The 25,918-nt window shown below is 55.7% G+C and carries 23 protein-coding genes and 1 pseudogene; 10 read left to right on the top strand and 14 right to left on the bottom strand.

Annotation, left to right across the window (positions count from 1 at the left end):
- Window positions 1-51: 51 nt before the first annotated feature.
- Window positions 52-1,296 (bottom strand): esterase FrsA, encoded by a 1,245-nt coding sequence (frsA, locus tag ACRCWW_RS06700; protein WP_438681710.1) that lies wholly within the window; start codon window positions 1,294-1,296, stop codon window positions 52-54.
- A gap of 115 nt (window positions 1,297-1,411) precedes the next feature.
- Entirely contained in the window at window positions 1,412-1,870 is a 459-nt protein-coding gene (gene gpt, locus ACRCWW_RS06695; RefSeq protein WP_040077024.1) for a xanthine phosphoribosyltransferase, read from the bottom strand.
- A 256-nt stretch (window positions 1,871-2,126) separates the two neighbouring features.
- Between gpt and pepD the strand changes: the two genes are divergently transcribed.
- On the top strand, window positions 2,127-3,584 hold the full coding sequence (pepD, locus tag ACRCWW_RS06690) for a cytosol nonspecific dipeptidase (RefSeq protein ID WP_438681709.1): 1,458 nt from the start codon (window positions 2,127-2,129) through the stop codon (window positions 3,582-3,584).
- Between the two features lie 148 nt (window positions 3,585-3,732).
- On the opposite strand, the gene dinB is transcribed toward pepD, so the two are convergent.
- The 8 genes from dinB to ACRCWW_RS06650 form a co-directional block, all read right to left on the bottom strand.
- Window positions 3,733-4,791, bottom strand: a complete 1,059-nt coding sequence (gene dinB, locus ACRCWW_RS06685) for a DNA polymerase IV (RefSeq protein WP_438681708.1) — start codon at window positions 4,789-4,791, stop codon at window positions 3,733-3,735.
- 180 nt (window positions 4,792-4,971) lie between these two features.
- Window positions 4,972-5,187, bottom strand: coding sequence for a (Na+)-NQR maturation NqrM (gene nqrM / locus ACRCWW_RS06680; RefSeq protein ID WP_404659867.1), 216 nt, complete (start codon window positions 5,185-5,187; stop codon window positions 4,972-4,974).
- A 2-nt stretch (window positions 5,188-5,189) separates the two neighbouring features.
- Complete coding sequence (gene nqrF / locus ACRCWW_RS06675) at window positions 5,190-6,413, bottom strand: NADH:ubiquinone reductase (Na(+)-transporting) subunit F (protein WP_438681717.1); 1,224 nt, start codon at window positions 6,411-6,413, stop codon at window positions 5,190-5,192.
- A gap of 11 nt (window positions 6,414-6,424) precedes the next feature.
- On the bottom strand, window positions 6,425-7,021 hold the full coding sequence (gene nqrE / locus ACRCWW_RS06670; RefSeq protein WP_110511594.1) for an NADH:ubiquinone reductase (Na(+)-transporting) subunit E: 597 nt from the start codon (window positions 7,019-7,021) through the stop codon (window positions 6,425-6,427).
- 6 nt (window positions 7,022-7,027) lie between these two features.
- Complete coding sequence (locus tag ACRCWW_RS06665) at window positions 7,028-7,666, bottom strand: NADH:ubiquinone reductase (Na(+)-transporting) subunit D (RefSeq protein WP_438681707.1); 639 nt, start codon at window positions 7,664-7,666, stop codon at window positions 7,028-7,030.
- Window positions 7,659-8,453: a Na(+)-translocating NADH-quinone reductase subunit C gene (locus ACRCWW_RS06660; protein ID WP_438681706.1), complete on the bottom strand. Its 795-nt coding sequence runs from the start codon at window positions 8,451-8,453 to the stop codon at window positions 7,659-7,661. The genes ACRCWW_RS06665 and ACRCWW_RS06660 overlap by 8 nt, the downstream gene beginning before the upstream one ends.
- Entirely contained in the window at window positions 8,446-9,684 is a 1,239-nt protein-coding gene (locus ACRCWW_RS06655) for an NADH:ubiquinone reductase (Na(+)-transporting) subunit B (protein ID WP_438681716.1), read from the bottom strand. Before ACRCWW_RS06655 ends, ACRCWW_RS06660 begins: the two co-directional genes overlap by 8 nt.
- A 3-nt stretch (window positions 9,685-9,687) precedes the next feature.
- Window positions 9,688-11,031 carry a Na(+)-translocating NADH-quinone reductase subunit A gene (locus ACRCWW_RS06650; protein ID WP_438681705.1) on the bottom strand — a complete coding sequence of 448 codons (1,344 nt, stop codon included), beginning with the start codon at window positions 11,029-11,031 and terminating at the stop codon, window positions 9,688-9,690.
- A gap of 414 nt (window positions 11,032-11,445) precedes the next feature.
- Between ACRCWW_RS06650 and dpaA the strand changes: the two genes are divergently transcribed.
- The gene (gene dpaA, locus ACRCWW_RS06645; RefSeq protein WP_438681704.1) at window positions 11,446-12,186 is read left to right on the top strand and encodes a peptidoglycan meso-diaminopimelic acid protein amidase; all 741 of its coding nucleotides are present in this window, start codon (window positions 11,446-11,448) and stop codon (window positions 12,184-12,186) included.
- On the opposite strand, the gene ACRCWW_RS06640 is transcribed toward dpaA, so the two are convergent.
- Both ACRCWW_RS06640 and lpcA read right to left on the bottom strand, forming a co-directional pair.
- Window positions 12,157-12,924 (bottom strand): class II glutamine amidotransferase, encoded by a 768-nt coding sequence (locus ACRCWW_RS06640; RefSeq protein WP_438681703.1) that lies wholly within the window; start codon window positions 12,922-12,924, stop codon window positions 12,157-12,159. The genes dpaA and ACRCWW_RS06640 overlap by 30 nt on opposite strands.
- A 117-nt stretch (window positions 12,925-13,041) precedes the next feature.
- Window positions 13,042-13,623 (bottom strand): D-sedoheptulose 7-phosphate isomerase, encoded by a 582-nt coding sequence (gene lpcA, locus ACRCWW_RS06635; protein WP_330985835.1) that lies wholly within the window; start codon window positions 13,621-13,623, stop codon window positions 13,042-13,044.
- A 237-nt stretch (window positions 13,624-13,860) separates the two neighbouring features.
- Between lpcA and fadE the strand changes: the two genes are divergently transcribed.
- The 8 genes from fadE (at window position 13,861) to ACRCWW_RS06595 (ending at window position 24,971) form a co-directional block, all read left to right on the top strand.
- Window positions 13,861-16,305: an acyl-CoA dehydrogenase FadE gene (fadE, locus tag ACRCWW_RS06630; RefSeq protein ID WP_438681702.1), complete on the top strand. Its 2,445-nt coding sequence runs from the start codon at window positions 13,861-13,863 to the stop codon at window positions 16,303-16,305.
- 171 nt (window positions 16,306-16,476) lie between these two features.
- Window positions 16,477-17,247, top strand: coding sequence for an amidohydrolase (locus tag ACRCWW_RS06625; protein WP_438681701.1), 771 nt, complete (start codon window positions 16,477-16,479; stop codon window positions 17,245-17,247).
- A 180-nt stretch (window positions 17,248-17,427) separates the two neighbouring features.
- A complete protein-coding gene (locus tag ACRCWW_RS06620) occupies window positions 17,428-18,693 on the top strand; it encodes an ABC transporter substrate-binding protein (RefSeq protein ID WP_438681700.1) in 1,266 nt (421 codons plus the stop codon).
- Complete coding sequence (locus ACRCWW_RS06615) at window positions 18,694-19,611, top strand: carbohydrate ABC transporter permease (RefSeq protein WP_438681699.1); 918 nt, start codon at window positions 18,694-18,696, stop codon at window positions 19,609-19,611.
- A complete protein-coding gene (locus tag ACRCWW_RS06610) occupies window positions 19,611-20,456 on the top strand; it encodes a carbohydrate ABC transporter permease (protein ID WP_438681698.1) in 846 nt (281 codons plus the stop codon). The genes ACRCWW_RS06615 and ACRCWW_RS06610 overlap by 1 nt, the downstream gene beginning before the upstream one ends.
- Before the next feature lie 2 nt (window positions 20,457-20,458).
- Window positions 20,459-21,559 carry an ABC transporter ATP-binding protein gene (locus tag ACRCWW_RS06605; protein ID WP_438681697.1) on the top strand — a complete coding sequence of 367 codons (1,101 nt, stop codon included), beginning with the start codon at window positions 20,459-20,461 and terminating at the stop codon, window positions 21,557-21,559.
- A 116-nt stretch (window positions 21,560-21,675) separates the two neighbouring features.
- Window positions 21,676-23,316, top strand: coding sequence for a glycoside hydrolase family 13 protein (locus ACRCWW_RS06600; protein WP_438681696.1), 1,641 nt, complete (start codon window positions 21,676-21,678; stop codon window positions 23,314-23,316).
- Window positions 23,317-23,318: 2 nt separating this feature from the next.
- On the top strand, window positions 23,319-24,971 hold the full coding sequence (locus ACRCWW_RS06595; protein WP_438681695.1) for an alpha,alpha-phosphotrehalase: 1,653 nt from the start codon (window positions 23,319-23,321) through the stop codon (window positions 24,969-24,971).
- 118 nt (window positions 24,972-25,089) lie between these two features.
- Here ACRCWW_RS06595 and uraH read toward each other — a convergent pair whose 3' ends face one another.
- Window positions 25,090-25,425, bottom strand: coding sequence for a hydroxyisourate hydrolase (gene uraH, locus ACRCWW_RS06590; RefSeq protein ID WP_438681694.1), 336 nt, complete (start codon window positions 25,423-25,425; stop codon window positions 25,090-25,092).
- Window positions 25,422-25,910, bottom strand: a pseudogene (gene uraD, locus ACRCWW_RS06585) (2-oxo-4-hydroxy-4-carboxy-5-ureidoimidazoline decarboxylase); the annotation flags it as partial. The pseudogene uraD and the gene uraH, both read right to left, overlap by 4 nt.
- Between the last annotated feature and the right edge of the window lie 8 nt (window positions 25,911-25,918).

Here is a 25,918-nt window from a genome sequence, read left to right as displayed (position 1 = left end):
CTCCTTTAGTGATGCAACTGTTTTACCAAATCAATAGAATTTAGCAAACCATTAACCTAATCTATGGTTGATCCACGCAGCAATTTCCTTCAAAGCCTTGTCAAAATTACGATATACCGGCTTAAACGGGATCTGCATCAGCTTGCCATCCGCAGAGGATGAAGTGATCAACCGCGATTCTTCTTCAGGACTAAACGGATCATTCTGCCAGTAGCCAGAAAGCATCGGCGTAGGGCAGCGGCGCCCCAGTAAGCCTTGCGTTTTCAGCGAGTAACGGTTGAGCTCAACCCGCAGCGCATCGTCGGAAGCATCATGCATGCCCAGACGTGAAGCCAGTACATCGAGGTACATCTCCGGCACATTGCCTTGACGCATCGGGTCACACAGCAAGCCGTGAACCACCGGGCCAAGACAGGCCACGGCCTTCAGGCGAGGAGATTCCAGATACGCCAGTCGTACTGCTACGTTGGCACCAAAACGGAAACCAAACGCCGCCACACGCGTGTGATCCACCCACGGAATGTTAGGTAAAGATTTGAGCACCTGCTGATGCAGGAAGCTGGAATCCTGCGTCAGTTTCCATTTCGAAGAGAAACCAATCGAAGGCATGTCCAGCGTCAGCATCGCGATGCCGAGCGGGGCAAGATAACGCTCAAACAGGGAGTAGTTGTCACTTTGCAGCGCATCCAGGCCACCGCACATCAGAACGGTCGGGAAAGGGCCTTCACCTGGTGGCATATGTAAAAAACCGCTTATCGATGCCCCACCGGGAATGGTGAATTCCAGTTCACGCATTGAGCCCGGCAGACGGTTGGCGGCCTCTTCGTAGGCACGATTTGCCAGCGCCTGCGCCTGCTCAGCCAGCTCGTCACCTTTAAGATGCGGGTATGCCGCGATGCTGTAGAGGTTCGAGGCGTGCAGCCAGTGACGGCCACTCAGGGTGTCATCCTGCTCCTGCCCGGCTTTTTGCTGCCAGAGCATCGCCTGCTTTGACCATTCGTAGATCCAGTTACCACCGCGATAGCCGACAACCGTATCGTAGAGATCGTCATCGGTACGTTCCGCCTGGCTCATGACAATGCGCGCCTGCACGTCGAGGATTTCCTGCGGCGACACGCCACGCCAGATCCACATCAGACGGTTCACCATCCGATACCAGTGCGGCACATTTTTGCCGTCCAGCGCGGACTGTACCGACGGCTGTGGGCCACGGTTGAAACGACGCACCAGCGTCGAGGTTTCCGGGTGCTTAAAGCGGGGTTTGAAAAGCACTTCGCTCAGGTTGGCTTCTGGCATCGCATAGACTCCATTAATACGACATGGCTTCTATTGTAACCCGCCGGACGCTAAAAAGGACAACGCCCGCGAAAGCGGGCGTTGTGTTTTGTCTTTTTTTGTCAGCAGAACTGAATCAGCGACCGGAAATTGGCGGCACAAACACCACGCCCATATCCCACGGCTGCTCAATCCAGGTGTCCTGCGGGATATCAATCACGTAATCGTCTACCAGCGGCTTACCAGCCGGTTTGGCGAAGATAGTGACGAAATGCGCTTTCGGGTACATCTCACGAATCGCAACGGCGGTGCCACCGGTATCAACCAGATCGTCGATAACGATAAAGCCTTCGCCATCGCCTTCAGCACGCTTGAGGACCGTCAGCTCGCGCTGGTTGTCGTGGTCGTAGCTGGAAATGCAGACGGTGTCCACATGACGAATACCCAGTTCACGAGCCAGCAGAGCGCCCGGTACCAGACCTCCACGGCTGACGGCAATAATGCCTTTCCACTGTTCGGACGGCATCAGGCGTGCAGCCAGCTTGCGTGCATGGATCTGCAACATGTCCCAGGTAACGACGTATTTTTCGCTCATGTGATTGTATCCCAGCCTGTAAAACGGCTTAAAAAATGTTCGGGGTGATTCCAGGTTGCGCGAGATTATAGAGATCTGACGCACTAAAAACCAGTGTTTCACGGCCTGTGCGGGAGTTTTTGCGCGCGATGTACTACCAGAGCAGGCAGAAAGTGGTATTCTCAACGGCATCTTGCAAGTCAGGCTGCACGCCTGTTTGCCCTCGCTAACCCATTACCTGCAAGTCACTTTTGCAGGAGCCGTAAGGAGACTTACCGTGTCTGAACTGTCTCAACTGTCCCCGCAGCCGCTGTGGGACATTTTTGCAAAAATCTGCTCCATTCCTCACCCGTCCTATCACGAAGAACAGCTTGCCGAACACATCATGGGCTGGGCGAAGGAAAAAGGCCTGCACGCTGAACGCGACCAGGTCGGCAATATTCTGATCCGTAAAGGTGCTACGGCGGGCATGGAAAACCGCAAACCTGTGGTGATGCAGGCGCACCTGGACATGGTTCCGCAGAAAAACAACGATACCGTTCATGACTTCACCAAAGACCCGATTCAGCCGTACATCGATGGCGAATGGATTAAAGCGCGCGGCACCACGCTGGGCGCAGATAACGGTATAGGCATGGCCTCTGCGCTGGCAGTGCTGGCTGACGACAGCGTTGAGCACGGCCCACTGGAAGTCCTGCTGACCATGACCGAAGAAGCCGGCATGGACGGCGCATTTGGTCTGCAGGCAAACTGGCTGCAGGCAGATATCCTGATCAACACCGACTCCGAAGAAGAAGGTGAGATCTACATGGGTTGTGCGGGCGGTATTGATTTTATCACCACTCTGCCGCTGAGCCGTGAAGCCGTACCTGCGGGCTTCGAAAGCTTCAAGCTGACCCTGAAAGGCCTGAAAGGCGGTCACTCCGGTGGCGACATTCACTTAGGTCTGGGCAACGCCAACAAACTGCTGGCGCGCTTCCTGGCGGGCCACGCTGCCGAGCTGGACTTACGTCTGGTTGATTTCAACGGCGGTACTCTGCGTAATGCGATCCCTCGTGAAGCCTTTGCGACCGTAGCGGTTCCGGCAGCTAAAGCCGATGAGCTGAAAAAAATGGCTAACGTTTATCTGGATATCCTGAAAAACGAACTGTCTGTTAAAGAGAAAAACCTGACCGTGGTGCTGGAGTCCGTTTCTGCGGATAAAGCCGCGCTGACTGCGCAGTCTCGCGACAGCTTCATTCAGTTACTGAACGCCACCCCGAACGGCGTGATCCGCAACTCTGACGTCGCAAAAGGCGTGGTGGAAACCTCCCTGAACGTCGGCGTGGTGTCCATGCATGACGACAACGTCGAAATCATCTGCCTGATTCGTTCATTGATCGACAGCGGCAAAGATTACGTGGTGAGCATGCTGGAATCACTGGGCAAAATGGCGGGTGCCAAAACCGCACCGAAAGGCGGCTACCCGGGCTGGCAGCCAGATGCTAACTCTCCGGTTATGCATCTGGTGCGCGAAACCTATCAGCGCCTGTTCGACAAAATGCCGAACATCCAGATCATCCACGCCGGTCTGGAATGTGGCCTGTTCAAGAAGCCGTACCCAAACATGGACATGGTTTCCATCGGCCCAACCATCACCGGCCCGCACTCGCCGGATGAACAGGTTCATATCGAAAGCGTGGGCCAGTACTGGACGCTGCTGACTGAACTGCTGAAAGCAATTCCTGCGAAGTAATACGCAGATTGATGAATAACGAAAGCCTCCTGATGGAGGCTTTTTTATGGGTAACGTGCCACGAATTGCCGGGCGGCACTGCGTTTGCCCGGCCTACACATTTATTCGCCCTGCAGGCCTGTGCCAGCGAAGCGCCGCCAGGCACTTCTCACAGCCCCAACACGAGCTGCCGTTCAAGCTGTGGATCCAACAACGTGACGTGAACGCCCACCAACCTGACACCGCGCCCCCCGCGTCGCTCCTGCCAGGTTTTATGCGCCGTGGCGATCAGATCGTCCTGGCTGAGCTTCGGCCAGACGTGCTCCTGGGTAGTTTGCTGGAAATCATTGAATTTGAGTTTGACCCCCTGACGTGCTATCAGCAGGTCTGGCTTCACTTTTGCCAGCCTTCGCTCCAGCTCGGGATAAAGCTGATTCACGATGATAGCCTCACACTCTTCCCACTCGTGGATATCTTCCGCCAGAGTACGCTCAACGCCGATCGATTTACGCAGACGTTCATTGTTCACATCTCGCTCGTCGATGCCGTTGCTGCGTTCCCACAGTACACGACCAAACTTCCCGAAGCGTTTAAGCAGCGTCGCCAGGTCCGCGTGCTGCACATCCTCGCAGGTTCGCAGCCCCATATTTTCAAGCTTAGCCGCCGAGACCTTTCCCACGCCGGGGATTTTCGCAAGCGCCAGAGTTTTCAGGAAAACAGGGACTTCATCAGGCGTGATGACATATTGTCCGTTGGGCTTGTTGAGATCGGAGGCAATTTTGGCGAGAAACTTCACCGGTGCCACGCCAGCAGAGGCGGTGAGGTTCAGCTCCTGGTGAATAGTCTGGCGGATCTCTTCCGCCATCAGCGTTGCAGAGCCGTGGCAGTGCAGACTGTCGGTCACATCCAGATAGGCTTCATCCAGCGAGAGAGGTTCTATCAGCGAGGTGTAGCGCGAGAAAATTTCACGGATATGCTGAGAGGCTTCTTTGTAAGCCTCAAATCGGCCCGGCAATAACGTTAAATGAGGACAAAGTTTGAGGGCCATTGCGGTAGGCATGGCGCTGCGAACGCCAAACTTACGAGCCGGATAGTTGGCGGTGCTGATAACGCCACGCCGTTCACGGCTGCCACCAATGGCAACAGGAATGTCGCGCAGGGCTGGATTATCCCGCATTTCAACCGCGGCAAAAAAGCAGTCCATATCGACATGGATAATTTTTCGCATACTCAGCCCTCAATAATTACTGGTTAAGTATACAGTAAAATAATGAGAGATGAGAAGTGCTGGAGGGTTTAGTGCGTTCTGATGCCCTCTCCCCCGGCCCCTCTCCCACAGGGCGAGGGGAGAAGAATGAGCACCGAGTGGTCCCCTCTCCCCTGGGGAGAGGGTTAGGGAGAGGGGAAACTACAGGATCCGATTTTGCTGGCGCTGCGCTTCGCGAGCCATGCGTTTTTTACGCGCATCGCACGGCTCGGGGCAATCGCACACTTTCTCCAGCCCCAGCGAGGAGATCCCGCCGCAGCTGCCCTGAATGCTTTTACGCTTCACCAGATAGCCGAGCGACATCCCCAAAATCACCAGTACAAACACGGCAAAGGTCGCCAGAAAAACCGTTAACATCATCAGCCTCCGAAATCATCCAGCATGATGTTTTCATCCTCAACGCCCAGGTCTTTCAGCATTTTGATTACCGCGGCGTTCATCACTGGTGGCCCACACATGTAGAACTCGCAGTCTTCCGGTGCCGCATGATTTTTCAGGTAATTTTCATACAACACGTTATGGATGAAGCCAGTATGCCCAGTCCAGTTATCTTCCGGCTGCGGATCAGAGAGCGCCACATGGAAGGTAAAGTTCGGGTTTTCACGTGCGAGCTGTTCGAACTCGTCGTCATAGAACATTTCACGCAGTGAACGTGCGCCGTACCAGAAGCTGATTTTACGCTTGCTTCCCAGACGCTTGAGCTGATCAAAGATGTGCGAACGCATCGGTGCCATACCCGCACCGCCGCCGATGAATACCATTTCCGCGTCAGTCTCTTTTGCAAAGAACTCACCAAACGGCCCGGAAATCGTCACTTTATCGCCCGCTTTCAGCGACCAAATGTAGGACGACATTATGCCCGGCGGCACGTCCGGCGCTGACGGTGGCGGCGTGGCGATACGGACGTTGAGCATGATGATGCCCTTCTCATCCGGATAGTTTGCCATCGAGTAAGCGCGCAGCGTCGGCTCTTTCACTTCCGATACGTAACGGAACAGATTGAATTTATCCCAGTCGCCACGGTATTCATCCGGCACGTCAAAATCGGCATAGGCCACTTTGTGTGACGGACACTCAATCTGAATATAGCCGCCCGCGCGGAACGGCACGCTTTCGCCCTCCGGAATGGCCAGTTTCAGCTCTTTGATGAAGGTCGCTTTGTTATCGTTGGAGATAACCTCGCACTCCCACTTCTTCACCCCGAAGATCTCTTCCGGCAGCTCGATTTTCATGTTCTGACGAACCGCCACCTGGCAAGCCAGACGACAGCCCTCTTTCGCTTCACGTTTGGTGATGTGAGAAAGCTCGGTCGGCAGGATGTCACCGCCGCCCTCTTTCACCGTCACACGGCACTGACCGCAGGAGCCGCCCCCGCCACACGCAGAAGAGACAAAAATCCCGTTGCTGGAGAGCGTATTCAGCAACTTGTCGCCCGCTGGCGTGTGAATTTGCTTGTCGGCTTCGTTATTGATTTCAATAACCACATCGCCGGAGTTTACCAGCTTCGCGCGCGCCGCGAGGATCAGCAGCGACAGCGCCAGTACAATCAGCGTGAACATCACCACGCCAAGAATAATTTCCATCATTTACGCCCTTATAGCTGCACGCCGGAGAATGACATAAAGCCGAGCGCCATCAGTCCGGTGGTGATAAAGGTGATCCCTAAGCCGCGCAGTCCTGCGGGCACGTTGGCGTATTTCATCTTCTCGCGGATCCCTGCCATCGCCACAATCGCCAGCATCCAGCCGATGCCGGAACCAAAACCGTAAACAATGGATTCAGGGAAGTTGTAATCACGCTGAACCATGAACGAGACGCCGCCAAAGATGGCGCAGTTCACGGCGATCAACGGCAGGAAGATCCCCAGCGCGTTATAGAGCGACGGGAAATACTTATCGAGGATCATTTCGAGAATTTGTACCAGCGCTGCGATCACCCCAATGAAGGTGATGAAGTTGAGGAAGCTCAGATCGACCCCTTCAACCAGCGCACCGTCGCGCAGTACCAGATTGTAGATGAGGTTGTTGACCGGCACGGAGATCCCCAGAACCACCGTGACCGCCACGCCCAGACCAAAGGCCGTGGAGACTTTCTTCGACACCGCAAGGAACGTACACATGCCGAGGAAGAAGGCCAGCGCCATGTTTTCAACAAACACCGCGCGGACAAAAAGACTGATGTAATGAGCCATAATCGGTTACTCCTTCTCCTGCTGTTCAGGCTTCCAGCTACGCAGCGCCCAAATCAACAGACCGATGATGAAAAACGCACTCGGCGCGAGCAGGAACAGGCCGTTTGGCTGATACCAGCCGCCGTTCTGTACCGTTTGCAGCACGGTGATGCCAAACAGTTTGCCGCTGCCGATAAGCTCACGCAGGAACCCAACAATCATCAGGATGGCGCCGTAGCCCAACCCGTTGCCGATGCCGTCCATAAAGCTCGCCAGCGGCGGCGATTTCATGGCGTAGGCTTCCGCACGCCCCATCACGATACAGTTGGTGATGATCAGGCCGACGAAGACCGACAGCTGTTTTGAGGTTTCATAGGCGAAGGCCCGCAACAGCTGATCGACCACGATAACCAGTGAGGCGATGATCGCCATCTGCACGATAATGCGCACGCTGTTGGGTATGTGGTAGCGGATCATCGAGATAAACATGCTGGAAAACGCGGTCACCAGCGTCACGGCAATGGTCATCACAAACGCGGTTTCCAGTTTGGTGGTCACCGCCAGCGCCGAACACACGCCCAATACCTGCAAGGCAATCGGGTTGTTGGCGATGAGCGGCCCCGTCAGGACGCGTTTTACTTCTTTCATATCACCGAGTTCAGCCATTGTTCAGGCCTCCTTCACGAATCTGCTTCAGGAAGGGACCAAAACCTTGCTCCCCCATCCAGAAATCAAAGCTGTGCTGTACGCCGTTTGAGGTGAGCGTCGCCCCGGACAGACCATCCACCGCATATTCGTCGCCCGGACGCGCTGCGCCTTTCATCACTTTCAGTGCTGGCATGCCGTTGTCATCGAGAATTTTTTTACCGATGAACTGTTTACGCCATGACGGATTTTCAACTTCGCCACCCAACCCCGGCGTTTCACCCTGATCGTAATAGGTGATGCCCTTCATCGTTCTGCCATCGACATCGAGCGCCACAAAGGCATACATCATCGACCACAGGCCGTTGCCGTAAATCGGCAGCACCACTTCCTGGATTTTCTGCTGCTCGTTTTTGACGAGGTAGATTTCCACGACGTTGCTGCGACGCTTGATGCCTGCCGGATCCTGATTTGCCTCTAGCACCGTGCTTTGCGCCGGATCTTTCAGTGCCAGCCCCTGGTTGAAAGAGGCGGGGTCTTTATCCAGCAGATCGCCGCTTTTCAAATCCAGCAGGCGTGGCGTGATGCGCTCAGCAAACACGGATGCAACCTCTTCCGGCTTCATCTCTGGCTGCATCAGCCCGGCAACGGAGAGAATGTTACGTTGCTTATCCAGTGCTTTCTGCTCTTGCTGGCGAGATTTCAGGCCAACTGCTGAGCCTGCCACGACTATCGAGCAGACCAGGCAAAGCACCAGCACCACCAGCAGCGTTTTGCCGATGCTATCGTTACTTTTTACTTCAGCCACGCGACTTCCTCCGCTTGATATTGGCCTGCACCACCAGGTAATCGAACAGCGGTGCGAACAGGTTGGCGAACAGAATCGCCAGCATCATCCCTTCCGGGTATGCCGGGTTCACCACGCGGATCAGCACGCACATCGCACCAATCAACGCGCCATAGGCCCATTTTCCTTTATCCGTAAACGACGCAGACACCGGGTCAGTCGCCATAAACATCATGCCGAAAGCAAAACCACCCAGCACCAGATGCCAGTACCACGGCATGGCGAACATCGGGTTGGTGGCTGAACCAATCAGGTTAAACAGGGTGGAAACGGCAATCATGCCGACCATCACCCCGGCGACGATGCGCCAGGAGGCAACGCGACCGAAAATGATGATGGCACCACCAATCAGGATCATCAGCGTCGAGACTTCACCGATGGAGCCAGGAATATTGCCGAGGAAGGCGTCCATCCAGGTCACTGGCTGGCCGGTTGAGATATTCATCAACGCTTCGCCGCCGTGGCTCGCCCACTGAGAAAGCGGCGTTGCGCCAGAGAAACCGTCTGCGGCTGTCCACACCAGGTCACCAGAGATTTGAGCCGGATAAGCAAAGAACAGGAACGCACGCCCGGCGAGCGCAGGGTTGAGGAAGTTACGCCCGGTGCCACCAAAAATCTCTTTGCCAATTACCACGCCAAAACTGATGCCCAGCGCCGCCTGCCACAGAGGCAGCGTCGGTGGCACAATCAGCGCGAACAGGATGGAGGTAACAAAGAAACCTTCGTTGATTTCATGTTTGCGCACGATGGCAAACAGCACTTCCCAGAAACCGCCGACGATAAACACGGTGATATAGATGGGCAGGAAGAACACTGCGCCTAATCCCATCATGCTTAGCCAGCCCGCATCCGGGCCAAAGTTAACGCCAAGCCATTGCGCTACGCTGTAGTGCCAGTGGCTGGCAATCACTTGCTGAAGTTGCTCCGCTCCGTAGAGTTTATGCAACGCAGGAATGGTTTGCAGACCCACGTTGTACATGCCCCAGAACATCGCCGGGAACACCGCCAGCCACACCAGAATCATCATACGCTTGAGATCGATGGCATCACGGACGTGAGAAGCGCCCTTCGTGACCAGACCCGGCGTATAAAAAATGGTGGCCGCCGCTTCATAGAGCGGGTAGTACTTTTCAAGTTTGCCGCCGTGAGTGAAGTGCGGCTCTATTTTTTCCAGCAGATTTTTCAAGCCCATCACTTATCCTTCCTGCTCAATGCGGGTTAATACTTCACGTAGCACCGGCCCGTATTCGTATTTCGCCGGACAAACGTAGGTGCAGAGCGCCAAATCTTCTTCGTCGAGTTCAAGACAGCCCAGCGCCTGCGCGCTGTCAGTGTCACCCGCCAGAAGGTCACGCAGTAGCATGGTTGGCAGAATATCGAGCGGCATAACGCGTTCGTAGTTGCCAATCGGCACCATCGCGCGCTCGCCGCCGTTGGTATCCGTCGAGAAGCTGAACAGCTTAGCTTTGAGGAAGTGACCCAAAGTGGTACGCGTGATGGAGAACTTCTCTTTGCCCGGCATCACCCAGCCAAAAAGCTCTTTGTCTCGCCCTTCTTTCACCACGCTCACCTGCAGGTGATAACGGCCAAGGAAAGCCTGTGGCCCCAGCGCGTGCGTGCCGCTTAGCACAGAGCCGGAAATCACACGGTTCTCGCCTTCCGCCAGTTCGCCCACCGTAAGCTGTTCGACGCTAGCGCCCAGCAGGGTTTTCACCAGGCGAGGGGTTCTCACCTGTGGCCCGGCCAGCGAGATAATGCGCTCAGCCCACAGCTCACCTTCAGTAAACAGTTTGCCGATGGCAATCACGTCCTGATAATTCAGATACCAGACCTGCTTATGCAGACTGACAGGCTCCAGAAAGTGAATGTGCGTGCCCGGTAAACCCGCAGGGTGCGGGCCGGTGAATTCATTAAACGTCACCTGACCCGCAGCATGGCCGCCAAGCTTGCCGCCGCTGGCCTGACAAACGTGAATTTTGCCGTCCGTCAACTGCGCCAGCACCGTTAACCCGGCGTTAAACGCCTCGCGATAGTGAAAGATGATAGGCTGCGGATCGGCAGCCAAAGGATTGGTATCCATGGCGGTGACGAAAATCGCCGTAGGCACGCTTTCAGGTGCCGGGATTTTACTGAACGGACGAGTGCGCAGGCTGGTCCATAACCCGGATTCCAGTAGCTGCTGCTGCACCTCTTCGCGCTTCAACGTTTTCAGTTCAGCGACATCTCTGCGTGCAAAACGGATGGAGTCATCGCCCTCAACATCAATCACCACAGACTGCAATACGCGACGCTCACCGCGATGAATCGCGCTGATGACGCCACTTGCAGGCGCAGTGAAGCGCACGCCCGGGTTCTTTTTGTCTTCGAACAGCAGTTGCCCTTTGGCGACGCGGTCGCCTTCCTGGACCGCCATGGAGGGGCGCATGCCAATGTATTCTTCGCCCAGCACAGCCACCCGCGTGACCTGCACGCCTTCGGCTATGTGCTGGGACGGTGCGCCAGCGATGGGCAGATTCAGCCCTTTTGTGATTTTAATCATGTCGTTAGCAGGTATCCGTAAACGTTACTGTACTGTCACTGAACCCAGCGAAGTAAAAATAAAAAAGAAAGGAAAATCCGGTGCCAGAGAGCGCTGCTGGCGGCAGTACGATGAGAGTAAAGCATCCTTTCTTAACCTGGTCGTGAGACGCGGGAAGTTTACAGGATCACTGGCATGAACGCAGCATTTGCGCGGCTTGCAGGTTGTTATTTGCGAGCAAATACGCAAAGTTCTGACTGTATCAGGGAAAAAAATGCTTTATAACGTAAAACTATCTCTGTAAACACGGCGGCCCGGACTTGCGAAAAACTTTGGTGATGCTAATGTGAGCGCACCTAATCGAGACAATTCTGATTTCGGTACCGTTTTGGCCTCCCCGGCCTTTTATCACCGTTTTATCAAGGAACATGTAGTATGCGCAAAATCGCATTGTTACTTGCGATGCTGTTGATCCCGTGCGTTTCGTTTGCCGGTTTGCTTAGCAGTAATAGCTCGACCACCCCGGTCAGCAAAGAATATAAGCAGCAGCTTATGGGGTCACCGGTTTATATCCAGATCTTTAAAGAAGAGCGCACCCTTGATCTGTACGTGAAAATGGGTGAAACGTACCAGTTGCTCGACAGCTATAAAATTTGTAACTACTCCGGTGGTCTTGGCCCAAAACAGCGCCAGGGCGATTTCAAATCTCCGGAAGGGTTCTACAACGTCTCCCGCAGCCAGCTCAAACCTGACAGCCGTTTTTATAAAGCCATCAACATCGGCTTCCCGAACGCTTACGATCAGGCACACGGCTATGAAGGGAAATACCTGATGATTCACGGTGCCTGCGTGTCAATTGGCTGTTATGCCATGACCGACACGGGCATTGATGAGATTTTTCAGTTCGTGACCGGTGCGCTGGTGTTTGGTCAGTCAAGCGTGCAGGTGAGCATTTATCCGTTCCGCATGACCGATGCGAATATGGAACGCCATAAATTCTCTTACTACAAAGATTTCTGGTCGCAGCTGAAACCGGGCTATGACTACTTTGAGCAGACCCACAAGCCGCCGATGGTGACAGTTCAGAACGGGCGCTACGTGGTCAGCAAGCCGCTGAGCCACGAAATCCAGCGCTCCCAGTTGGCGTCAAACTATACGCTCCCCGAGGCAAAATAACGCCCACTCGCCTGGCGCAATCTTGTGCCAGGTTTCGTTGCCTGTCAGCGGCTGCGTCGCAATCACAGTGACCACATCGTTCGGTGTGGTCTCTCGCTGAAAATCAATCTCCACGTCCTGATCCAACAGCGTTGCCACACCAAATGGCGCACGTCGCGTTATCCAGTAGAGATTCGTCGAGCAGAACGCCATCACATAGCGCCCATCGGATAGCAGCATGTTGAACACGCCCTTTTCCCGCAGTTCACCTGCAAGCGTGGCGATGTATTTGAACACCCCAGTCATGTTGCCGGGCGTGCGCGGGTAGCGAGCGGTGAGTTTGTTCAGCAGCCAGCAAAACGCTTTTTCGCTGTCGGTTTCACCCACAGGGCGGAACTGGCCCGTTTCCAGTGATTTGTAACCTTTCAGCTGCCCGTTATGCGCGTAGGTCCAGTTGCGGCCCCACAGCTCACGGGTAAAAGGATGGGTGTTTTCCAGCGCGACTTCACCGCGATTGGCCTGGCGAATATGCGCGATGACCGAGCAGGATTTAATCGGATAGTCCTGCACCAGTCTGGCAATCGGTGACTGATAGCTGGGTTGCGGATCTTTAAAGGTGCGACAGCCTTTGCCCTCGTAGAAGGTGATCCCCCAGCCGTCTTTATGCGGCCCGGTTCCGCCCCCGCGCTGAACCAGCCCGGTGAAACTGAAGCAGATATCGGTTGGGACATTGGCGCTCATCCCGAGCAGTTCGCACATAAATCACCTCTTGCACTTTCAGGCAGTGCCGGGTGGCGCGTCGCTTACCCGGCATCGTCGGGCGGCACTTCGTTGGCCCGACCTACGAAGGAAAACGCGCCACCCGGCACACCGCTATCAGGCTTTCACCATCTCTTTTTCGATAAGCATGATCAGGATGTGAATCACTTTAATGTGAATCTCCTGGATGCGGTCAGCGAAGCCAAAGTGCGGAACGCGGATTTCCACGTCTGCGGAACCAGCCATTTTGCCGCCGTCTTTGCCGGTCAGTGTGATGACTTTCATCCCCTGCGCGCGCGCAGCTTCAATCGCTTTGATCACGTTACCGGAGTTTCCGGAGGTGGAAATACCCAGCAGAACATCGCCCGCGCGGCCCACAGACTCAACGTAACGAGAGAAGACGTAGTCATAACCGAAGTCATTGCTGACGCAAGACAGATGGCTGACGTCAGAAATGGCAATCGCCGGGTAGCCTGGACGGTTTTCACGGTAGCGACCGGTCAGCTCTTCTGCGAAGTGCATGGCGTCGCAATGGGAACCGCCGTTACCGCAAGAAAGCACTTTGCCACCGGCTTTGAAGCTGTCCGCCAGCAGCACCGCAGCGCGCTGAATGGCGTGAATGTTTGCTTCATCAGCCAGAAAATTAGTCAGTGTTTCTGCTGCTTCGTTCAGTTCGTTACGAATCAGATCCTGGTACATGAGGAATGTCCTTCCGCTTTGATTATTAACCCCAGCAGTGTAACGGATAGCGGGTAAAGCGAGAAGTGGTCGACCCCGTTATCCCACGCTGTTTTGATTTTCCGTGCCCCGTTAAGCGGCAACAGTGTGAGCCAGGTTGTAATTATTTTGTAAACACATTGATAAAAGAAATAACATCCACTACAACCATATCATCACAAGTGGTCAGACCTCCTACAAGCAAGGGAGCATTTCTTTATGATGATTTTGAGTATTGTTGCAACCATCGTGTTACTCGGTGCGCTGTTCTATCACCGTGTTAACCTGCTGCTCAGTAGCCTCATCCTGCTGGTCTGGACGGGCGCTCTGGGCGCGGCCGGGCTGTGGAATATGTGGTTACTGCTGCCGCTGGCGATTATTCTGCTGCCCTTCAACTTCACCCCGATGCGCAAAGCGATGATTTCCGCACCGGTGTTCCGCACCTTCAGTAAAGTGATGCCGCCAATGTCGCGTACCGAGAAAGAAGCGATTGATGCGGGCACCACCTGGTGGGAAGGCGATCTGTTCCAGGGGAATCCCGACTGGAAAAAGCTGCACAACTACCCGCAGCCGCGCCTGACAGCGGAAGAACAAGCCTTTATCGACGGCCCGGTGGAAGAAGCCTGCCGCATGGCGAACGACTTCCAGATCACTCACGAAATGGCTGACCTGCCGCCAGAGCTGTGGGCTTACCTGAAAGAACATCGCTTCTTCGCGATGATCATTAAGAAAGAGTACGGCGGCCTGGAATTCTCCGCTTATGCCCAGTCACGCGTGCTGCAAAAACTCTCTGGCGTGTCCGGCATTCTGGCGATCACCGTCGGCGTACCGAACTCTTTAGGCCCAGGCGAACTGCTGCAACACTACGGCACTGACGAGCAGAAAGATCACTATCTGCCACGTCTGGCACGCGGCCAGGAGATCCCTTGCTTCGCGCTGACCAGCCCGGAAGCAGGCTCCGATGCCGGGGCTATTCCGGATACCGGCGTCGTCTGCATGGGCGAATGGCAGGGCGAACAGGTGCTCGGTATGCGCCTCACCTGGAACAAACGCTACATCACGCTGGCCCCTATCGCCACCGTGCTGGGCCTGGCGTTCAAACTCTCTGACCCGGACAAACTGCTGGGCGGCGAGGAAGATCTGGGCATTACCTGTGCGCTGATCCCAACCAGCACCCCAGGCGTTGAAATTGGTCGTCGCCACTTCCCGCTGAACGTGCCGTTCCAGAACGGCCCGACCCGCGGTCAGGACATCTTCGTACCGATCGACTTCATCATCGGTGGCCCGAAAATGGCCGGCCAGGGCTGGCGTATGCTGGTTGAATGTCTCTCTGTCGGACGCGGTATCACCCTGCCGTCGAACTCCACAGGCGGCCTGAAATCGGTAGCGATGGCGACCGGCGCTTATGCTCACATTCGCCGTCAGTTCAAAATCTCTATCGGTAAAATGGAAGGGATTGAAGAGCCACTGGCACGCATCGCGGGTAACGCGTATGTGATGGATGCGGCGGCATCGCTCATAACCTACGGCATTATGCTTGGCGAAAAACCTGCGGTGCTGTCGGCGATTGTGAAATATCACTGCACCCACCGTGGTCAGCAGTCAATCATCGATGCGATGGATATCGCTGGCGGGAAAGGCATTATGCTCGGCGAAGGCAACTTCCTGGCTCGTGCTTATCAGGGCGCACCGATTGCGATCACCGTAGAAGGTGCGAACATCCTGACCCGCAGCATGATGATCTTCGGTCAGGGCGCTATCCGCTGCCATCCGTACGTGCTGGAAGAAATGGCGGCAGCGCAGAACAAAGATTTGAACGCGTTCGACCAGTTGCTGTTTAAGCACATCGGTCACGTGGGCAGCAACAAAATGCGCAGCTTCTGGCTGGGCCTGACTCGCGGCCTCACCAGCAGCACGCCAACGCACGATGCGACCCGTCGCTACTATCAGCACCTGAACCGTCTGAGTGCCAACCTGGCGCTGCTGTCTGACGTGTCGATGGCGGTTCTCGGCGGCAGCCTGAAGCGTCGCGAACGTATCTCCGCGCGCCTCGGTGATGTGCTGAGCCAGCTGTATCTCGCCTCTGCGGTGCTGAAACGCTATGACGACGAAGGCCGCAATGAAGCGGATCTGCCGCTGGTCCATTGGGGCGTGCAGGATGCGCTCTATCAGGCAGAACAGGCGATTGATGACCTGCTGCGTAACTTCCCGAACGGGTTTGTGGCAGGCGCCATGCGCTTCGTTATCTTCCCAACGGGCCGTCACTATGCCGCGCCGTCGGACAAACTGGATCACGTTGTGGCGAAGATCCTGCAAACGCCAGGCGCCACCCGTTCTCGTATCGGCCGCGGTCAGTACCTGACGCCAAGCGAGCACAACGCAGTCGGCCTGTTGGAAGAAGCGCTGACCGATGTGATGGCAGCCGATCCGATCCATCAGCGTATCTGCAAAGAGCTTGGTAAGAACCTGCCGTTCACCCGTCTGGACGAACTGGCCCGCAACGCGCTGGCGAAAGGGCTGATTAACCAGGACGAAGCAGCCATTCTGACCAAAGCAGAAGAAAGCCGTCTGCGCAGCATCAACGTCGATGACTTTGAGCCTGACGCGCTGGCGACCAAACCGGTAAAGCTGCCGGAGAAAATTCGCAAGATTGAGGCGGCCTGACGGTTTACCACTCTAAAGCCGGGCGACGACCCGGCGACTAAACACATCACGTGTTAACACTCAAAGCGGAGATCCTCTCCGCTTTTTTTTATCGATTTGTTACAAAGCCGCATCACCTGCTGATAAGGTAGTAGAGTAATCAAACCGCCGATGACTCAGGAGCTTCTGACTGTGCCTAACCTGAAAGTAACGCTGTTGCAACAACCGCTGGTGTGGATGGACGGTCCTGCCAATTTGCGCCATTTTGATCGCCAACTGGAGGGTATCCAGGGGCGCGATGTGATTGTTCTGCCGGAGATGTTCACCACCGGTTTTGCCATGGAAGCAGCAACGCAATCTTTGCCGGAAGAGGACGTTGTGGCCTGGATGCACGAGAAGGCCAAACAGGCGGACGCGCTGATAGCCGGAAGCGCAGCCCTGCAAACCGAACGCGGCCCGGTGAACCGTTTCCTGCTGGTGGAGCCGGAAGGCAAAGTTCATCGCTATGATAAGCGCCATCTGTTCCGTATGGCGGATGAGCATCACCACTATGAGGCTGGCAATGAGCGCGTGGTGTTCGGGTGGCGTGGATGGCGAATCTTGCCGCTGGTGTGCTACGACCTGCGCTTCCCGGTGTGGTCGCGTAATCGTGATGATTACGATCTGGCGCTGTATGTGGCCAACTGGCCTGCGCCACGCTCGCTGCACTGGCAGGCGCTGCTGACCGCAAGGGCAATTGAGAATCAGGCTTATGTTGTGGGCTGCAACCGCGTAGGCACCGATGGCAACGGTCATCACTACCGTGGCGACAGCCGGGTGATTAACCCGCAGGGCGATATCATTGGTACCGCAGAAGCCCACCAGGCAACCAGAATCGATGCCGAACTGTCACTCGCTGCGCTGAAAGAGTACCGCGAAAAATTCCCTGCCTGGCAGGATGCGGATGCCTTTACCCTCGACTAGCCCTCCCCTTAGCGCTTCTTTCAACGAAGCGCTAAAAAAAAATCCTATCCGTGCAGTAGATCCTGATTTGAGACAAAGATTAGGCTGCTAACTTGCTGACCGGCCTCGTTGTTCTAGCTTTGAAGATGGCGTGTTTATTCTATCGCCACCTCTGGTTACGTCTGAACAGTCGAGGACAGAATGAAAAAACTGACGTTAAGTCTTATTACCTTAGCGCTGGCGGGTGTTGCTAACACTGCGCTTGCCGATACCCTGCGCATGGAATGCCCGATTTCGCCTGGCGGTAAGGAATACTGCAACTACGTCAAAGATCGTTTTGAAAAGCAGACCCACAACAAGCTGGAATTTATCGAATTCCCGGCGGCTTCCGACGAGAAGCTGGCCCTGCTCCAGCAGTTGTTTGCCGCGAAAGATGAAAAAGCGGTGGATCTGTTCCAGTCCGACACCATCTGGGTTGGCCTGCTGGATAAGCAAACGCTCGATCTGACCGATGCGGTCAGCTCAATGAAAGGCGATTTCTTCCCCGGCCCGTGGGCGAACGACACCGTAAATGGCAAGGTCAAAGCCATTCCAGCCTATCTGGACACCGGCGTGCTCTATTACCGCAAAGATCTGCTGGAGAAATACAGCGAGCAGCCGCCAAAAACCTGGGAAGACCTGACCCGTATCGCCACCAAAATTCAGGCCGAAGAACGCAAAGCCGGGCATAACAATTTCTGGGGGATGATCTTCCAGGGCAAATCCTATGAAGGCCTGACCTGTAACGCGCTGGAGTGGATTGATTCCTACGGTGGCGGCACCTTTATCGACGAAAAAGGGAACGTGACCGTGAACAATCCAAAAGCGGCTGCGGCACTCGATATGGTCGCAGGCTGGATTGGCAAAATCACGCCAAAAGGTGCGCTGGGCTATAAAGAGGAAGAGTCCCGCGCGGTGTTCCAGAACGGCGATGCGCTGTTTATGCGCAACTGGCCGTACGCTTACCTTCTTTCACAAGGTGCTGACAGCCCGCTGAAAGGCAAAGTAGGCGTCGCACCGCTGCCTGCTGGCCCGGATGGCAAATCCGCCAACGCGCTGGGCGGCTGGCAGTGGTCGGTGAATGCCAATACTAAAAACAAAGATGCCGCCATCGCGCTGCTGAAAATCCTTACCGATGCTGACTCACAGAAAATGCAGCTGAAATACCTCGGCTTCGCCCCAACGCGTTCGGCGCTGTATGAGGACAAAGCGGTGATGGAGAGCGCGCCCTATCTGACGATGTTTAAAGAAATCTTCGCCAATGCGGTACCTCGCCCGGCGACAGCCACCAAGAGCCAGTACCCGCGCGTCTCTAACGCCATTTTTAACGTCACCTTTAAAGTGCTCAATGGCGGCAGCGATGGCAAAACGGCCGTGGCCGATCTGCAAAAACGCCTTGAGCGCATCAAAGGTAAGGACTGGCATTAATTGGCGCACTTAGGCTATCAGAAACGGCGGCGTCGACTGGCGTGGTGGCTGGTGACGCCAGCCCTTTTGTTGCTGGTGCTGGCGGCCGGATGGCCGCTGGCGAGAACCTTTTTTTTCAGCTTAACCAATGCGATGCTCGACAACCCGAGCGAGTATCAGATGGTGGGCCTGGCAAACTATTACCTCAACCATGACGGGGAAATCAGCGGCGTGCTGGCCGACCCGCTGTGGTGGCAGGCGGTCGGAAATACGCTGTGGTTTACCGTGGTGTCCGTCTGCCTTGAGCTGGTTTTTGGCATGCTGCTGGCGCTGCTGATGAACGAGAAGTTTCGCGGTCAGGGGCTGGTTCGCACGGCAATCCTGGTGCCCTGGGCTATCCCGACCATCGTTAGCGCCAAAATGTGGGGCTGGATGTTCCACGATCAGTACGGCGTGGTGAACGATCTGCTGGCGAAACTGTTTGGCTATCAGGCGCACCTGGCGTGGATAGCAGAACCATCGCTCTCGATGTGGGCAGTGGTCATTGCAGATGTCTGGAAAACCACGCCGTTTATGGCGCTGATGCTGCTGGCCGCCTTGCAGCTGATCCCTGGCGACTTGTACGAGGCAGCGCGAATCGACGGCGCAAGCGCATGGCAGCGCTTTAAACGGATCACGCTGCCGCTGATCCTCCCTGCGATGGTGGTCGCACTGATCTTCCGCGTGATGGATGCAATGCGTATCTTCGATCTGATCTTCGTGCTGACCTCCAACAGCGAAGCCACCATGTCCGTTTCCGGCTACGCCCGCGAGCAGATCATTTCCTATCAGGATATGGGCGCAGGCTCTGCGGCATCGGTGCTGGTGTTTATGATGGTGGCGGGCATTGCCGCTTGCTTTATCCGTGTCGCAAAACTGAATGACAAGGAGAAGCGCTGATGAAAACAACTCGTGCCCAGCGGCGCTTCGGCAGAAACATGGTGGTCTACGCCGGAGCCACTTTCGCCGTGCTGTTCTGCGTCTTTCCCTTTTACTACGCCATTCTGACTTCGTTACGCACCGGGCAAGAGCTGTTTCTCCCGGCGTATCTGCCGAGCGGCTGGCACTGGCATAACTACGTGGTGGCGCTGGTGGATAACGGCATTGCGCGCAGCCTGCTCAATTCCGTGCTGGTAGCGACAATTACCGTTGGCATTTGCCTGCTGGTTTCCGTCACCGCGTCTTTCGCGCTTGCCCGCGTGCCGTTTCGCGGCAGGCGATTCCTGCTGTTCACCATTCTGTGCGTGTCGATGTTCCCCCAGGTCGCGGTGCTGACCGGGATGTTCGAACTGGTGCGTTTTCTGGGCTTGTACGATTCGCTCGGCGCGCTGGTGCTTTCCTACACCACCTTTTCGCTGCCTTTTACCGTCTGGGTTCTGACGACGTTTATGAAGTCGATTCCGGTCGAACTGGAGGAAGCGGCAATTGTCGATGGCGCAGGCACCTGGACCATTATCCGCCGCGTCTTTGCGCCGATCCTGGCTCCGGCACTGGTCACCACAGGGCTGCTGGCTTTTATCGGCGCGTGGAACGAATTCATGTTCGCTCTCACTTTCATCATTTCAGGCGACAAACGCACTGTACCGGTGGCTATCAGCATGTTCAGCGGCGCGTCTACCTTCGAACTGCCGTGGGGCAGCATTATGGCAGCGTCCGTGGTCGTCACTCTGCCGATTATCGTGCTGGTGCTCATCTTCCAGAAACGCATCGTCAGCGGGCTAACCAGCGGAGCAATTAAGGGATAACTATGGGGCAACTGGTACTCGACAAAATCAGCAAACGTTACGGCAGCTCGTCGGAAGTGATTAAACCCCTGGATTTGACCGTGGATAACGGCGAGTTTGTGGTGGTCGTCGGCCCGTCCGGCTGCGGGAAATCGACGCTGCTGCGCATGGTGGCGGGGCTGGAAGAGATTAGCGACGGCGAGATGCGCATTGATGGCGTCTGCGTCAACGATGATTCGCCCGCCGAACGCGGCATTGGCATGGTGTTTCAGTCCTACGCGCTCTATCCGCACATGACGGTTTATCAAAACATGGCCTTTGCGCTGGAAATGGCAAAACTGCCGCCCGCTGAAATAGACAAAAAAGTGCAGGCCAGCGCACGCATATTGCAGCTTGAAAAGCTGCTCGACAGACGCCCGAAAGACCTTTCCGGTGGGCAACGCCAGCGCGTGGCGATTGGCCGCGCCATCGTACGTGAACCGAGCCTGTTCCTGTTTGATGAACCGCTTTCCAACCTCGATGCCTCGCTGCGCGTGCAGATGCGGATGGAAATCGCCGCCCTGCATAAGCGCATCAACGCCACGATTTTGTATGTCACCCACGACCAGGTGGAAGCCATGACGCTGGCCGACAGAATTGTGGTGCTAAACCAGGGGCAAATTGAGCAAGTCGGCTCCCCGCTGGAGCTGTACGACCATCCGGCGAACCTGTTTGTCGCCCAGTTTATTGGCTCACCGAAAATGAACCTGATTGCCGGCACGCTGGCGGAAACCCGTGAGCGTGAAAGCGTGGTCGATCTCGAAAACCGTCAGCGCATTGTGCTCCCTGTAGATACGCATCGTGGAAAAACAGGCGATCGCGTGTGGCTGGGCATACGCCCGGAGCATGTCGAGCTGTTTGATTTAGCAATGGCCGACGTAGAAGGCGAAGTGCTGTTCGTTGAGCAAATGGGCAACGAAACCCTGCTGTACGTCAACAGTGGTTACGGCAGCGAACCGCTGGTCATACGCCTGACTTCGCGGCTGGAGATCAACCCTGACCAGCGCATCGGCCTGCGGTTGCCGCCTTCTGGCTGTTATTTGTTTGATGATGCGGGGCGGGCATTCAGGCGCGTTTGCCCCTGAGATTTAGTCCCCTCTCCCTTGAGGGAGAGGGTTAGGGGCGCGTACCCTCTCCCCGGCCCTCTCCCCAGGGAGAGGGAGAAGGTCAAAACCGACACAGACGCTATCAGGAGCATCCCATGCAAACAAAATGGTGGCACAACGCGGTGGTGTACCAAATCTACCCGCGCAGTTTTATGGACAGCAACGGCGACGGCATTGGCGATATCGGGGGGATCATCAGCAAGCTCGATTACCTCCACCAGCTTGGCATTAACCTGATTTGGCTTTCCCCCGTTTACCGCTCGCCGATGGACGACAACGGCTATGACATCTCCGACTACGAAGACATTGCCGCCGAATTTGGCACGCTGGCGCAAATGGACGCGCTGATTGCGCAGGCCAAAGCCCGTGACATCCACATCCTGATGGATTTAGTGGTGAACCACACCTCCGACGAACATCCGTGGTTTGTTGAAGCGCTGAAAGGCAAAGATAACCCGTACCGCGACTTCTACATCTGGCGCAAACCGGCGGCAGATGGCGGCCCGCCGAACGATTTCCACTCTTATTTCGGCGGCAGCGGCTGGGCGCTGGATGAAGCCAGCGGCGACTATTATCTGCACCAGTTCTCTAAGCGTCAGCCGGATCTCAACTGGGATAACCCGCGCGTTCACGCCGAAGTCCACGCCATGATGAACCGCTGGCTTGCCAAAGGGATCGGCGGTTTCCGGATGGACGTTATCGACCTGATCGGCAAAGAAGTCGATAAGCAAATCATGGCCAACGGCAAAAATCTGCATGCACTGATCCGCCAGATGAACCGCGCCACCTTTGGCAAAGGTGACTACGTGACGGTGGGCGAAGCCTGGAGCGCCTCGCCGGAAGATGCCTTGCTTTACAGCGCCGATAACCGCGAAGAGCTGTCGATGGTGTTTCAGTTCGACCACATCAAACAGTTCTGGGATGAAACAGAAGGCAAATGGCGCAGCAAACCGTTTGATTTAGCGGGATTCAAAGCCGTTATCAGTAAATGGCAAACCGCGCTGGCGCATGAGGGCTGGAACTCGCTGTTCTGGAGCAACCATGACCTGCCCCGCGCGGTATCGAAATTTGGTGATGAAGGCGAGTTTCGCGAAGCCTCCGCCAAAATGCTCGCCACCGCCCTGCACTGCCTGAAAGGCACGCCCTATATCTATCAGGGCGAAGAGATTGGCATGACCAACGTGCGTTTCGGGACGGTCGAGGAATACCGCGATATCGAAAGCCTGAATCTGTATCAGGAGCGGTTGCAGCAAGGCGTGCCTCACGAAGACATGATGAGCGGGATCCACGCCAACGGGCGCGACAACGCGCGAACGCCAATGCAGTGGGATTCAAGCGAAAATGCAGGTTTTACAACCGGAACGCCCTGGATCGGTGTGAACCCGAATTATCGCGATATCAACGTGGCCGCGGCCCTGGCGCAACCTGACTCCATTTTCTGGCACTACCAAAAACTGGTAGTGCTTCGTAAGCAGCATCCCATTCTGGTGTACGGCGACTTTCAGCAGGTCCTGACTGAGCATCCTCAGGTTTTCGCCTGGCTAAGAAAGCTTGGCGACGACACGCTGCTGGTGGTGAACAATTTCAGCCGCGAGCCCGCCACGCTCCCCCTGCCGGAATCATTACAGAACTGGCACGGCGAATGCCTGATTAGCCACTACGCGCCACGGCATACGCTGGCTGTCAGCCTGGAACTGCAACCCTATGAATCTTTTGCCTTACTGAAAGGGAGATAACGATGGCGACCTGGTGGAAAGAGGCTGTGGCCTACCAGATTTACCCGCGAAGCTTTAAAGACAGCAACGGCGATGGTATTGGCGATCTCAACGGCATCACCGAAAAGCTCGACTATCTGAAAGCACTCGGCATCGATCTCATCTGGATCTGCCCGATGTACAAATCCCCGAACGACGATAACGGCTACGACATCAGCGATTATCATCAAATCATGGCTGAATTTGGCACGATGGAGGATTTTGACCACCTCCTTGCCGAAGTTCACGCCCGTGGTATGAGGCTTATCATTGATTTAGTGGTCAACCATACTTCCGATGAGCATCCGTGGTTCCTGGAATCACGCGCTTCACGCACGAATCCGAAGCGCGACTGGTATATCTGGCGTGACGGTAAAAACGGCGCGGAGCCGAACAACTGGGAAGGCATTTTTAAAGGATCGGCCTGGGAATATGACCCGCTGACAGAGCAATACTTTTTGCACCTGTTTACCCGCCGTCAGCCGGATCTGAACTGGGAAAATCCACAAGTCCGGACGGCGGTGTACGCCATGATGCACTGGTGGCTGGAGAAAGGCATTGACGGTTTCCGCATCGATGCCATCTGTCATATGAAAAAAGAGCCGCTGCTGGCCGATGTGCCAAACCCGGATAATCTGCGCTACGTGCCTTCCATGAAGAGCCACCTGAATTACGACGGGCTGCTGGATTACGTCGACGACATGAGCCAAAAGGTCTTCCGGCATTACGATATCGTCACGGTCGGCGAAGTGAACGGGCTGGATTCTGCGCATGCCGAAGAGTGGGTCGGCGAGCACCGCGGACGGCTCAACATGGTTTTCCAGTTCGAGCATGTGAGGTTATGGGAACCCGAAGCAGGCTTACGCCCTGACCCAGCGGTGCTGAAGAAAATCTTCAGTGCCTGGCAGGAAACGCTGGAGGGCAAAGGCTGGAATGCGCTGTATGTCGAGAACCACGATTTAACTCGCATCACCTCACGCTGGGGCGACACACAGCATCACTGGCGGGAAAGCGCCACCTGCCTCGCGGCCCTCTATTTTCTGATGCAGGGCACGCCGTTTATCTATCAGGGGCAGGAAATCGGCATGACCAACACCCGCTTCCAAAGCCTTGCCGATTTTGATGATGTCTCGGCGAAAAACATGTGGCGTGAAATGGCGGCGGCCGGAAAAAGTGAAGATGAGATTATCGCCTTCCTGACGAACACAGGCCGCGATAACTCCCGAACGCCAATGCAGTGGAGCCACGCACCGAACGCCGGTTTCAGCGAGGCAAAGCCCTGGTTGCAGGTCAATCCGAACTACGAAATCATCAACGTCGCCAGCCAGCAGCTGGACCCGGATTCCGTGTTCAATTTCTACCGCGCGCTGATCGCCCTGCGTAAAAAAGAGCGCACGCTGATTTATGGTCGCTATCAGCTGGCGCTGGCAGACCATCCGCAGATCTACGCTTATTACCGCGAGCTGGGGGAAGAGACATTTTTAGTGCTGTGCAATATGTCATCCAAAGCCGCCGAGTGGCCGGAAAGCGAGCTCAGGCTTGAGGGGGCGAAGTGCGTGCTGGGGAATTATGCGCAGGTGGAGGAACCTTATCGGCTGCATCGGTGGGAGGCCCGGGTTTATAAGTTTGGGTTGTGAGGATCCCCCTCTCCCTAACCCTCTCCCAAAGGGAGAGGGAATAAAAATGTGCACATATTCTTCCCCTCTCCCTGTGGGAGAGGGGCCAGGGGAGAGGGCATCAGACATTTGCAATCTCTCAAGATCCCCGATACGTCGACCAGCCCCAGGGCGCAATCAAAAAAGGCAGATGGTAGTGCTCACCGCTGCGTGGCAACACCACATCAAGCTGCGCTATCGGATAGAGCGTTTCCCGCTCTGTGTTCGCAAACCATTGTCCGATGGCTGCGGTAAGACGGTAGCGCCCCGGCGGCAGTTCATCTTTCGCCATTGATGTCACTCGTCCATCCGCATTCGTTACCTCTTCCTGCACCAGCGCCCATCCCTTCTCCGTTTGGCGCTCCAGACGAATGGCGACGCCGGCGGCCGGTTTGCCCAGTGAGGTGTCCAGAATATGGGTAGAAATATGGCTCATCGGGCGAACACTCCTTCCAGTCGCAATAACGTGATTTGGCGTAGCTGATTCAGTGCCTCGCCCGTTTCTTCTGCTGCGCTGAGAGTCAGTCGTTGACGCAACAGCGTCAGGATCTCGTCGCCACTGCGACCTTTAGCGCGGATCAGGAAGACGCGGTTGAATTTGGCTACATAGTCAGCATTCCCCTGCGCCAGCGCTTGTGTCAGCGCATTGTCATGGCTGTTGACTGCGGCCTGCTCCTGTCGTGAGAGCGCCGATTCAGGCGAGGCGTCTTTGGGTTTATCACCAATCCTTGGATGTGCTTGCAGCGCCGCATCCAGATCGGCCGGTTTCCAGCGTTCGCTGATGGCTGCGGCTTTCGACAGCAACGTTTCCATGCTGGCGTAAGGCCGCCCCGAAACGAGTTCAGTTTGCCAGTCAGGTAAAGCCACGCAGGAGGCAATCATCGCAATAGCTTGTTCACTGCTGGCTGCGTTGAACTGCTGTAGCGCCG

Source organism: Scandinavium sp., assembly GCF_051650185.1.
GTDB lineage: Bacteria > Pseudomonadota > Gammaproteobacteria > Enterobacterales > Enterobacteriaceae > Scandinavium.
Note: the sequence above shows the minus strand (reverse complement) of the source record. Positions and strands in the feature narration are given on the sequence as shown.